11 protein-coding genes and 1 pseudogene are annotated in these 10,586 nt (G+C 38.9%); 10 read left to right on the forward strand and 2 right to left on the reverse strand.

Features of this window, described 5'->3' with window-relative positions:
• The first annotated feature begins 68 nt into the window (after positions 1 to 68).
• A pseudogene (locus H1P_RS26455) lies at positions 69 to 1,509 on the forward strand (circularly permuted type 2 ATP-grasp protein).
• Positions 1,510 to 1,839: 330 nt separating this feature from the next.
• Here the strand turns inward: H1P_RS26455 and H1P_RS38530 are convergent.
• Positions 1,840 to 2,055, reverse strand: coding sequence for a four helix bundle protein (locus H1P_RS38530; protein WP_246141963.1), 216 nt, complete (start codon positions 2,053 to 2,055; stop codon positions 1,840 to 1,842).
• Positions 2,056 to 2,162: 107 nt separating this feature from the next.
• Between H1P_RS38530 and H1P_RS26465 the strand changes: the two genes are divergently transcribed.
• Positions 2,163 to 3,185 carry an alpha-E domain-containing protein gene (locus H1P_RS26465; protein ID WP_144873233.1) on the forward strand — a complete coding sequence of 341 codons (1,023 nt, stop codon included), beginning with the start codon at positions 2,163 to 2,165 and terminating at the stop codon, positions 3,183 to 3,185.
• Complete coding sequence (locus H1P_RS26470) at positions 3,112 to 3,966, forward strand: transglutaminase family protein (protein ID WP_144873236.1); 855 nt, start codon at positions 3,112 to 3,114, stop codon at positions 3,964 to 3,966. Before H1P_RS26465 ends, H1P_RS26470 begins: the two co-directional genes overlap by 74 nt.
• A 28-nt stretch (positions 3,967 to 3,994) precedes the next feature.
• On the opposite strand, the gene glsA is transcribed toward H1P_RS26470, so the two are convergent.
• The gene (glsA, locus tag H1P_RS26475; RefSeq protein ID WP_144873239.1) at positions 3,995 to 4,957 is read right to left on the reverse strand and encodes a glutaminase A; all 963 of its coding nucleotides are present in this window, start codon (positions 4,955 to 4,957) and stop codon (positions 3,995 to 3,997) included.
• Between the two features lie 116 nt (positions 4,958 to 5,073).
• On the opposite strand from glsA, the gene H1P_RS39040 reads away from it, so the two are divergent.
• The 7 genes from H1P_RS39040 (at position 5,074) to lexA (ending at position 9,932) form a co-directional block, all read left to right on the forward strand.
• Positions 5,074 to 5,208, forward strand: a complete 135-nt coding sequence (locus H1P_RS39040; RefSeq protein ID WP_281291233.1) for a hypothetical protein — start codon at positions 5,074 to 5,076, stop codon at positions 5,206 to 5,208.
• A 62-nt stretch (positions 5,209 to 5,270) separates the two neighbouring features.
• The gene (locus tag H1P_RS26480) at positions 5,271 to 6,029 is read left to right on the forward strand and encodes a phytanoyl-CoA dioxygenase family protein (RefSeq protein WP_144873242.1); all 759 of its coding nucleotides are present in this window, start codon (positions 5,271 to 5,273) and stop codon (positions 6,027 to 6,029) included.
• 262 nt (positions 6,030 to 6,291) lie between these two features.
• The gene (gene nuoH, locus H1P_RS26485) at positions 6,292 to 7,410 is read left to right on the forward strand and encodes an NADH-quinone oxidoreductase subunit NuoH (RefSeq protein ID WP_144873245.1); all 1,119 of its coding nucleotides are present in this window, start codon (positions 6,292 to 6,294) and stop codon (positions 7,408 to 7,410) included.
• 76 nt (positions 7,411 to 7,486) lie between these two features.
• Entirely contained in the window at positions 7,487 to 8,089 is a 603-nt protein-coding gene (gene ndhI / locus H1P_RS26490) for an NAD(P)H-quinone oxidoreductase subunit I (RefSeq protein ID WP_144873248.1), read from the forward strand.
• A gap of 154 nt (positions 8,090 to 8,243) precedes the next feature.
• On the forward strand, positions 8,244 to 8,861 hold the full coding sequence (locus H1P_RS26495) for an NADH-quinone oxidoreductase subunit J (RefSeq protein WP_144873251.1): 618 nt from the start codon (positions 8,244 to 8,246) through the stop codon (positions 8,859 to 8,861).
• A gap of 28 nt (positions 8,862 to 8,889) precedes the next feature.
• On the forward strand, positions 8,890 to 9,195 hold the full coding sequence (gene nuoK / locus H1P_RS26500; RefSeq protein WP_144873254.1) for an NADH-quinone oxidoreductase subunit NuoK: 306 nt from the start codon (positions 8,890 to 8,892) through the stop codon (positions 9,193 to 9,195).
• Between the two features lie 122 nt (positions 9,196 to 9,317).
• Positions 9,318 to 9,932 carry a transcriptional repressor LexA gene (gene lexA / locus H1P_RS26505; protein WP_144873257.1) on the forward strand — a complete coding sequence of 205 codons (615 nt, stop codon included), beginning with the start codon at positions 9,318 to 9,320 and terminating at the stop codon, positions 9,930 to 9,932.
• Positions 9,933 to 10,586 lie beyond the last annotated feature (654 nt).

Consider the following 10,586-nt stretch of genomic DNA (forward strand, 5'->3'; position numbering starts at 1 on the left):
CTGGATTGTAATAACTGGTAAATAGATTAAAATTGTCCTTTTTCCTCGTTCCTTGTTACTGAAAACCGATGCCCTTTGACGCTTATAATCCTGAAAACTTTTATGATGAGTTGTTTACCGCCCCAGGAGAAGCGCGATCGCATTCTCTTTCCCTGATCGAACACATGACAAGTTTGGGGATCGAAAAACTAGAACAACAGCGATCGACAGCAGAAGTAGCTTTATTTAAATTGGGAGTAACTTTTAACGTTTATAGCGATAATCAGGGTGTTGAAAAAATCTTCCCTTTTGATATTATTCCCCGCATTATTGTCAATTCAGAATGGTCAAGACTCGAAAAAGGTTTAAAGCAAAGAATTCAAGCCCTCAACCTGTTTTTAAACGATATTTATAGCGAACAAAAAATTATTCAAGATGGCAAAATACCAGTCGAAATAATTAATACCGCTTCGGGATTTCTCAAGCCATGCAGAGGAATCCAACCGCCAAAAAAAAGTTTGGTGTCATATTACGGGGACAGATTTAGTCAGGGATAAGGATGGTAGCTGGTATGTTTTAGAAGATAATTTGCGATCGCCTTCTGGGGTTTCCTACGTATTGGAAAATCGACGAGTGATGAAAAGCACCTTTCCCGAAATCTTTCAAACTATGGCTGTTGCACCAGTAGATGACTATCCCAGTCAGTTATTGGAAACTCTTCTAAACCTCGCACCACCTCAATTACCAAATCCGATGGTAGTTGTTCTCACTCCTGGGATTTATAACTCTGCTTATTACGAACACTCCTTTTTAGCGCAACAAATGGGAGTGGAATTGGTAGAAGGTAGAGACTTAGTAGTCGCAGATGGTTATTTGCAAATGCGAACCACAAAAGGTTTACAGCGAGTAGATGTAGTGTACCGTCGCATCGATGATAACTTTCTCGATCCCTTAGCATTTAATCCTGATTCCATGTTGGGTGTACCAGGATTGATGAAAGTCTACAAGCAGGGAAGAGTTGCTCTAGCCAATGCGCCAGGTACGGGAGTCGCCGATGATAAAGTAGTGTATGCTTATGTTCCCGATATGATTCGCTACTATTTAGGGGAAGAACCCATATTGTCTAATGTTCCTACATATTTGTGTTGGCGAGAAGAAGATCGTAAATATGTTTTAGAGAATTTAGAAAGCTTGGTAGTTAAAGCTGCTAACGAAGCAGGTGGTTACGGAATGCTAATTGGGACAAAATCCACCGCAACCGAAAGAGCAGAATTCGCCCAGAAAATTATTGCCCAGCCCCGTAACTACATTGCTCAACCGACACTAAGTTTATCGCGAGTACCCACTTTAATTGATGACAAAGTTGAAGGGAGACACGTAGATTTGCGCCCTTACATTCTCCATCGTGGGGATGAAATTTATGTTCACCCAGGAGGCTTAACCAGGGTTGCTTTGAAAAAAGGTTCTTTAGTAGTGAATTCTTCTCAAGGAGGGGGAAGTAAAGATACTTGGGTACTAAATAAGGGATGAGGGATGAGGAATGAGGAATGAGGAATGAGGTGAGGAGAAAAGCAAGGAAAAAACGAGAAACGATTAATTATAGGAGATGTCACAGAATAAAAAATAATATTTGAATCATAAAATTGAAGTTTTTAGTGATAAATTTTGTCTAAATAAGTAAAATTAGAAATCTCTCTCTTTATAATATATCCCTCATCTTTTCTTTTGTTTTTGTTTGACTTTTCTAACTGAGGCAATAAATATGGCTATTAACTCTGAGGCTTCTTGCAACAAACTTTTTAATTTGGCTTCTGAAACTAAACTAGATTTTATGAGTAACTCGAACCAGTATACTGTTTCTTATAATTCTTGTAATCCGACTTCAATCTTGTTGATAAATTCCGCATCAGAGCGACTATGAAAAGCTTCAGGGTAATGCGCTCCTACAGAAGTACCCGATCTTAATACTTGTTTACCGATAACTTGTGCCACTGTTGAAGAAGATGGTAGAGAAGAATAAACACGAATCACCCTTAAAGCGAATTCCTTAGTTCTTTTCCTCAAATCTTGCGCCATAAAACTAATTTTTATAATTTACATTCCTCCTTCTTTATATGCCCAAAACTTAGCCTTAATCTTTCATTCCTTATTCCTTATTCCTCATTCCTCATCGTTTATTCCTTATGCTTAGTAGAGTAGCTGATTCAATTTATTGGTTAAACCGTTATATCGAACGTGCAGAAAATGTGGCACGTTTTATCGATGTTAATCTCAATTTGATGTTAGATTTGCCCGCAGGAGTACCCCAACAATGGCAACCTTTAGTGTCAGTAACGGGTGATATGGAGCTATTTAACGATCGCTATAATGAGGCAAATAATGATAACGTAATTCAATTTTTAACCTTTGATGAAAACTATGCCAATTCAATTCTTTCTTGTTTAAAAATAGCGAGAGAGAATGCGCGATCGATTCGTGAAGTTATTTCTTCGGAGATGTGGGAAGAAGTAAACTCTTTCTATTTAATGATTAAAGAAACTTCTTCCACTCAATCTGTCAGTGCTTTGCCCAAATTGTTTAGTAAAGTGAAAATGGCTAGTCATCGCTTTGCGGGAGTAATGGATGCTACTATGTCTCACAATGAAGGCTGGCATTTTGGACAGTTAGGCAGACTATTAGAAAGGGCGGATAAAACGGCTCGTATCTTAGATGTTAAATACTTTTTACTGTTACCTTCAGCCGAATGGGTTGGTACACCCTTGGATCGCATTCAATGGATATCGTTACTCAGATCGGCTAGTGCTTACGAAATGTATCGCAAGTGTCAGCATCACATTAACCCCAGTACTGTTGCTGAATTTTTGATTTTAGATCGCACCTTTCCGCGATCGATTCATTTCTGTTTACGACAAGCTGAACAATGTCTTCATGAAATTACGCAAACTCCTACTGGTAGCTGGTGTAATAGTGCCGAAAAAGCTTTGGGTAAATTATGTTCTCAATTAGGTTATCTCACCATAGACGAAATTATTCAGTCTGGTTTACACGAATTTTTAGATGGAATGCAAAGTTCAATCAATGAGGTAGGCAACGAAATCTATCAAACTTTTATCGCTATAGGTGATCCTTACTGTGCAATACCAAATCAGCCATCAAACAACGTACAAATACAATCAAGCAGTTTTACTCAAACCTCATCTGCTTAGATTATGCCCTCGTAGCGATCGCTTTTATCAACTTAATAGCTTCTCTCTCTCCATACAACCGCAACCCCAAGGAAGCTCTGATTTAATCGATTTAGATGGCAGTAACCTCATTAAATTGTGGTTTAATAGCCCCACAGAACAGTTAAGTATTCAGGTATTGTCTCAAGTTACAACTAGCGATGATAACCCTTTTAACTATCTCCTCGAACCTTGGGCAACAACTGTACCCTTTGATTATCCTAGTTCTTTACTGAGACAATTACAGCCATACTTACAGCCCTACAGCTTTATTCCCGACAGTAAAGCTTTAGAATTAGCCCAAGAGATTCTCTCCGCAACTCAGGGAAATACGGTTGATTATATATTTGCTTTGAACCAATTAATCTATCAAGACTGCGAATATATCACCAGAGAAACAGGTAAACCCTATCCTGCTGGGATCACTTGGGAACGCAAACAAGGCTCTTGTCGAGATTTTACAGTGTTATTCATGGAAGTCTGTCGTGCCGTGGGAATAGCAGCCAGATTTGTTAGTGGTTATCAAGAAGGAGATCGCAATCAGCAAAGCAGAGATTTACACGCTTGGGTAGAAATTTATTTACCAGGCGCGGGCTGGCGGGGTTACGATCCCACTTTGGGTTTAGTAGTCAGCGATCGCCACATTCCTTTAGCTGCTAGTGCTATACCTAGTTATACTGCTCCTATTGAAGGCTTAGTTACCCCAGTTAAAAGCGGTGAAATTGTGACTTCTAATATGAATTCTCACATCTCGATTAACTAAAAAATTTTAAAGATCGAAATTAGATTGATTATGATTCAAGACAATCTAAAAAATGGCAATTGCCCATTGAAAGGTCTAAAAGATGCAAACCAAACTCCTGGGATAAATCTTCAAAGACTCGCAGTCCTCTAACACTATTACCTCGGGCATCAATTAAAGGAGAAAAGACAGCAATACCAGCCCGTTCGGGAATTACCCCCATAATACCACCAGAAACTCCACTTTTAGCGGGAATTCCCACTCGATAAGCCCATTCTCCTGCATAGTTATACATCCCACAGGTATACATAACGCTCAAAATATCCCTGACGTAATTGGGTTGAACAGCTTGTACTTTGGATATAGGGTGAATACCGCTATTAGCTAAAGTAGCTGCCATCATCGCTAAATCTTGACAGTTAACAACTAGGGCGCATTGTTGAAAATAAAGATCGAGAATAGCTTCAATCTGGGGTTCGATGGTGCCAAAATTCAATAATAAATTAGCTAAAGCACGGTTACGATGACCAGTAGCTTTTTCTGACATAAACACAGAAACATCAATAAAAACATCACGATTGATATAGCGACGAAACATCTCTAACATTCGATTAAGACGTTCAGTAGGTTCGCTACCTTTAATTAAACTGGTAGTTGCTATAGCACCTGCATTAACCATAGGATTATCAGGACGTTTAGAGTTTTCATCGAGGCGAATTACAGAGTCAAAAGGGTCGCCAGTGGGTTCGACTCCAACTTTTTCGAGTAATGCGTCTCTGCCACAATCTTCTAATGCCATACCATAAGTAAAGACTTTAGAGATAGATTGAATGGTAAAGTTTTCGGTGTAATCTCCAACGGTAAACTCTCTGCCGTCGGTAGTGACAACACAGATCGCAAACCAGTCAGGATTGGCTTTAGCTAACTGAGGAATATAACGAGCCAGTTTTCCGTGATTAAGGGGTTGATATTTTTGATATAGCGATTCTAGAAATATTTCTAGCTTAGACATTATTGATACAATGCTTCGGTAAAGATGAGGAACAAAAACAAGACAATCAATCTAAACTAAATATGTATCATTCTCCGAAATAACACAAATCTAACGATAGTGGACGTATTCAGCTTATGGGTATTGTCAGCTTAAATGGCTTGAAAAAGCCAAATCTACTACCAATAGCGATCGCTATTGTAGCAGTTTCCCTTATAAAACCTAGAAGAGAGTTCAAACAAAGACAGCCAGATAAGTTTATTGAAGCCTAATCTCTTAGACTGCTATAAATGTCCAAGATTTTGACTGATTTACCAATAATAGGCGAAGAAGAGTGAATATTACTGAATTAACTGAAGAAATAGTTCGAGGTAAAGGTTATGTGGTGCTACCTGACTTGTTAAGTCCTACCGAAGCCAGGAAAACAAGAGATTTGATTTTGCAACTCGACCGACAAGAGAGACAACAGGATAAATTAGTTATTAAGGGGAAAAAGAAAAGACTATATGGCTTAATTTATAAGGGGGATATTTTTCGTAAATTAGTCCAAGAAAAGCTAATTCTTGCGGTTATCGAAGCAATACTGGGAAAAGATAGCGTTCTTGGTGGCTTTTCTGCCCATATTCTCGATCCCCAAGCCCAAAGAATGGGCGTTCATGTGGATTATCCCTACTGGGCAATGCCTTCTCCTTTTCCTCAGCATCCTATTTTAGAAATCCAAGTTATTTGGATGATAGATGACTTTACGGTAGATAATGGCGCACCCTTATTCGCTGCGGGTACACAAAAATTAGCCATCAAACCAGATTTGAAAAAGTTTGAACACACTGCTCAAAAAATTACGGGAAGCGCAGGTACGGCTATTATTTCTCACGGACTATGTTGGCACGATACTTCCGAAAACAAGAGCGATCGCCCAAGAATATCTTTACTCGGAAACTATACCCCTCAATACATTCATCCTTTAGAGAATAATTTGTATGACTTTCATCAGCCAGCATTTGACAATTTTACCCCTCGGCTAAAAAAGCTACTTCGACATACATCGATGTCCCATCAGCCTATATTCGAGATGCAATTTCACAATGATTGATTTGTTTTCTTGCTATATAAATAAAGTTTTTTCGTAATTCCCCATCATCCGCAACAAATAAGCTGTTCAACCAAACCTAATATTACTAACTTATTCGCGATCCAACTCACACCTAAATATTATTAATAAGCAAAAATTACTCCTCAATAAACAAAGTTAACCACCTGACAGCGATATACTATGCAATAGACTCTCTAAATATCCAATCAGAATCTCAACTCTAAATTAACGACTAAATTGACGTAACGATAAAACACACATTATGAATTCAGGAATTGACCTTCAAGGAAGTTTCATTGAAACTCTAACCGAGTTAGGGCTTCCCCCTGGACTAGCAAAAACCATCTGGTTGCCATTACCCATGCTACTGATGATCATTGGTGCTACCGTGGGTGTTTTGGTAGTAGTTTGGCTAGAGCGTAAAATCTCTGCTGCTGCACAACAACGTATTGGACCCGAATACGCTGGACCTTTGGGAGTATTGCAACCCGTAGCAGACGGCATTAAATTAGTTTTTAAAGAAGATGTTATCCCCGCCAAAGCTGACCCCTGGCTATTTACTATTGGTCCTGCTTTAGTAGTTGTTCCTGTATTTTTGTCCTATCTCATCATTCCTTTTGGACAAAACCTTAACGTTACTGACCTCAACGTGGGTATTTTCTTGTGGGTAGCTCTGGCTAGTATTGCTCCTATTGGCTTGCTGATGTCTGGTTATGCTTCTAATAACAAGTATTCCTTAATGGGTGGATTAAGAGCAACAGCCCAATCTATTAGTTATGAGATTCCTTTGGCTTTATCAGTACTCGCTATTGTTATGATGTCTAACAGTCTCAGTACGATAGATATTGTAGAGCAGCAATCAGGTTATGGCATTTTAGGCTGGAATATTTGGCGACAACCAGTAGGATTTATTGTCTTTTGGATTTCGGCTTTAGCAGAATGCGAGCGTCTTCCTTTTGACCTTCCTGAAGCAGAAGAAGAATTAGTTGCAGGTTATCAAACCGAATATGCAGGAATGAAATTTGCTTTATTTTACCTGGGTTCTTACATTAACCTGGTATTATCTGCTTTGGTATTTGCAGTGCTTTATCTTGGTGGTTGGGAATTTCTGGTTCCTTTAGACCATATGGCTAATTGGTTAGGAGTCAGCGAAACAACTCCTTGGTTACAGGTTATTACTGGCTCATTAGGAATTTTAATGACCTTAATTAAAGCTTACTTTTTAGTGTTCATCGCGATTCTTTTGCGCTGGACTGTACCCCGCGTTCGTATTGACCAACTACTTAACCTAGGCTGGAAATTCCTTTTACCAGTATCTCTAGCTAATCTTTTAATCACCGCAGCACTGAAGTTATCTTTCCCCGTTGCTTTTGGAGGTTAGATACACTAAATATTAAAGGCTATCAATAATTAATTGTGTATTGAAAAGCCTCTATATAAACAATCACAAAAGGAAAATGTTTAAAGTACTCAAACAAGTTCAAGACTATGCCAAAGAAAGCTTTCAAGCAGCTAAATTCATTGGTCAGGGTCTATCTGTAACTTTCGATCACATGAGACGCAGACCTGTAACCGTACAGTATCCTTACGAGAAATTAATACCTTCTGAGCGTTATCGCGGTCGGATTCACTTTGAGTTTGATAAATGTATCGCTTGTGAAGTTTGTGTTCGTGTTTGTCCGATTAATCTACCTGTGGTTGATTGGAACTTCGATAAAAAAGTGAAGAAGAAAAAACTGGATCACTACAGTATTGACTTTGGTGTTTGTATTTTCTGCGGTAACTGCGTTGAGTATTGTCCTACTAATTGTCTCTCTATGACGGAGGAATACGAACTCGCATCCTACGATCGCCATGAGTTAAACTACGATAACGTAGCATTAGGGCGTTTGCCTTACAAAGTAACCCAAGACCCTGCGGTAACTCCCTTAAGAGAGTTTGCCTACCTACCTAAAGGCGAGGTTGAACCCCATGACCTTCCTGCTGGCTCTCAAAGACCAGGTAAACGTCCTGAAGAGATTTTAGCAACTATGACTAAAGAAGAAGAAACAAAAGAGTGAATAATCATATTTGCCTGTAGTTGAAAGCAAGGTAAATCGGTACAACAAAATAAACAGGAATTAGAGAATAGTGATTGCCAATTCCCCAGTCCCTATTCCCTAATCACCATTCCCCAGTCCCCAAAAAACTAAGTAGGAGTGAAAAGAAACAAGAGTGAATTTAGCTGAAGGCGTTCAAATAGTCTCTTTTGGCATTCTAGCTGTCATGATGTTAGTTACCTCTTTAGGTGTAGTATTACTATCTAACATTGTGCATTCGGCATTTTTATTAGCAGGAGTGTTTTTAAGTATTTCTGGTTTATACATTCTTTTAAATGCTGATTTTGTGGCAGCAGCCCAAATCTTAATTTACGTTGGCGCAGTTAATGTTTTAATTTTGTTTGCCATCATGCTAGTTAATAAGCGAGAAGATTTTTCAGAGCTTCCCAATCGTTGGTTGCGTCAGGGAGCTACTGCCGTTGTTTGTATCGGGTTATTTGCTCTTTTAGGCACAATGGTTTTAGTGACTCCTTGGTCTTTAGATACTACTTCTCCTGCGGTGGTAGAGAACACTGTTATCGCCTTGGGAGAGCATTTCTTTAGTGATTATCTATTACCTTTTGAATTAGCTTCTGTGTTGCTATTAATGGCAATGGTAGGTGCAATTATTCTGGCTCGCCGTGACTTAATTCCAGATACGATTGAAAGTCAAGAAACAGTTTCTACCAGCTTGACTTTACCAGAGCGTCCCCGTGAATTGGCTTCTGCGGTTAACTCTTCCGAAGAAAATTAGGATTTTTATAAGCAAGAGGATTTTTTTGATGCAACTAGAGTATTTTTTGTTGTTGGGTGCTGCTTTGTTCTGTATCGGCATTTATGGTTTAGTTACCAGTCGTAATGCAGTCCGTGTTTTAATGTCTATTGAGTTAATGCTCAATGCGGTTAATATTAACTTGATGGGATTTTCTAACTATTTAGACCCTGCTGAGATTAAAGGTCAGGTTTTTACAGTGTTTGTCATCACGGTAGCAGCAGCAGAAGCAGCAGTCGGGTTGGCAATTGTGTTAGCTATTTATCGTAACCGTGACACTATCGATATGGAACAGTTTAATCTGTTGAAATGGTAATTATTGTTAGCAGCTATTTGCTTGAATAATTACTATTTTTTACAAATACCTTGACTTTGGGGGGGTAAATAGCATCTAATATTTAGTACTCATGTTCTGAGAAAAACCCCCTAGAAAAAGTTATGGAAAGTTTAACTCCAGCCCAACAAGAATTATATGATTGGCTAGTTGAATACATTAGAAGTACGCAACACGCGCCCTCTATTAGACAGATGATGGTAGCTATGAATTTGCGATCGCCAGCCCCAGTACAAAGTCGTCTTGAAAGACTACGAAATAAAGGTTACATCGATTGGACAGATGGTAAAGCTCGGACTCTGAGAATTTTACATCAACCAGAAAAAGGCTTATCTGTTTTAGGGACAATTGCTGCGGGTGGTTTGGTTGAACCTTTTACCGATGAAAAAACAAGACTAGACTTAAGTGATTTATTTACTCAATCTGATTGTTATGTTTTGAGAGTTACTGGAGACAGTATGATCGAAGATTCTATCATTGAAGGTGATTTTGTGGTCATGCGCTCAGTAGATGATACCAATGATGCTAAAAATGGTGATATTGTAGCAGCCAGAGTATCGGGATATGGTACAACCCTCAAACGATTTTATCAAGAAGGCAACCAAGTCACCTTAAAACCAGCAAATATCAAATACGATCCAATTAAAGTGGATGCAGAAGCAGTAGAAATACAGGGGATTTTGGTCGGAATGTGGCGTGAGATCGCTACTAATAATTGATTAAAACGTCTCATGTGAATTTAAAATTAGCCTTGCTCAATTAAGGTTTTCACGAACTGAGAAAAAAGCTATTCTAACAATTTCCCCGAAACAGCAAGCTTAAGAAGACTGATTCACACAAAGCCTGATTATACCAAATCCGAATTACATACCCAGTTTATAGATAAAACTGTTAAACCTACTTCGAGACCTATCATGATACGTCTCTACACTGGATATTTATTGAGGGTTTAACTGAACGGATTTGGTATTAATTAAATTTTTTATATCGTGTAACAAAAAAGTAGCGATTGACTTGATTGTCAACACGAGAGTCCCCGTTCGTCCCGTCAAGCGGGATAATAAGGATAAATGGAATCTGCCAACTGACCGTTGGTATTTCCTCCCGTCAAACTCGCGCGACGGCGAAGCCGAGTCCTTTAGGGCGTTCTCATGTCGTGATTGCTCGCGTGTGCTTTATAGCAGTTGAAGCAAAGGTTAAAACACACATACCCCGCAGAGACGTGATATGTCGCGTCTCTCGATTAAACTCAGATCTTGCACCAAGAAAAGTTGATAAGAGAACGGATAGCTGAAGTGTTTGCGTAGAGGAGATGGCAGCTAGTTCTCTATGTTTAATAGAGAACTAATATTAAAGATTAATAAAAACTCTGA

It is taken from the genome of Hyella patelloides LEGE 07179, from assembly GCF_900659865.1.
GTDB classification, from domain to species: domain Bacteria; phylum Cyanobacteriota; class Cyanobacteriia; order Cyanobacteriales; family Xenococcaceae; genus Hyella; species Hyella patelloides.

Excerpts from the sequence above, each read along its gene's own strand:
- H1P_RS38530 (WP_246141963.1), bottom strand. The coding sequence starts at position 2,055 with ATGGCGCAAGATTTGAGGAAAAGAACTAAGGAATTCGCTTTAAGGGTG.
- H1P_RS26465 (WP_144873233.1), top strand. The coding sequence starts at position 2,163 with ATGCTTAGTAGAGTAGCTGATTCAATTTATTGGTTAAACCGTTATATC.
- glsA (WP_144873239.1), bottom strand. The coding sequence starts at position 4,957 with ATGTCTAAGCTAGAAATATTTCTAGAATCGCTATATCAAAAATATCAA.
- H1P_RS39040 (WP_281291233.1), top strand. The coding sequence starts at position 5,074 with ATGGGTATTGTCAGCTTAAATGGCTTGAAAAAGCCAAATCTACTACCA.
- nuoH (WP_144873245.1), top strand. The coding sequence starts at position 6,292 with ATGAATTCAGGAATTGACCTTCAAGGAAGTTTCATTGAAACTCTAACC.
- ndhI (WP_144873248.1), top strand. The coding sequence starts at position 7,487 with ATGTTTAAAGTACTCAAACAAGTTCAAGACTATGCCAAAGAAAGCTTT.
- nuoK (WP_144873254.1), top strand. The coding sequence starts at position 8,890 with ATGCAACTAGAGTATTTTTTGTTGTTGGGTGCTGCTTTGTTCTGTATC.
- lexA (WP_144873257.1), top strand. The coding sequence starts at position 9,318 with ATGGAAAGTTTAACTCCAGCCCAACAAGAATTATATGATTGGCTAGTT.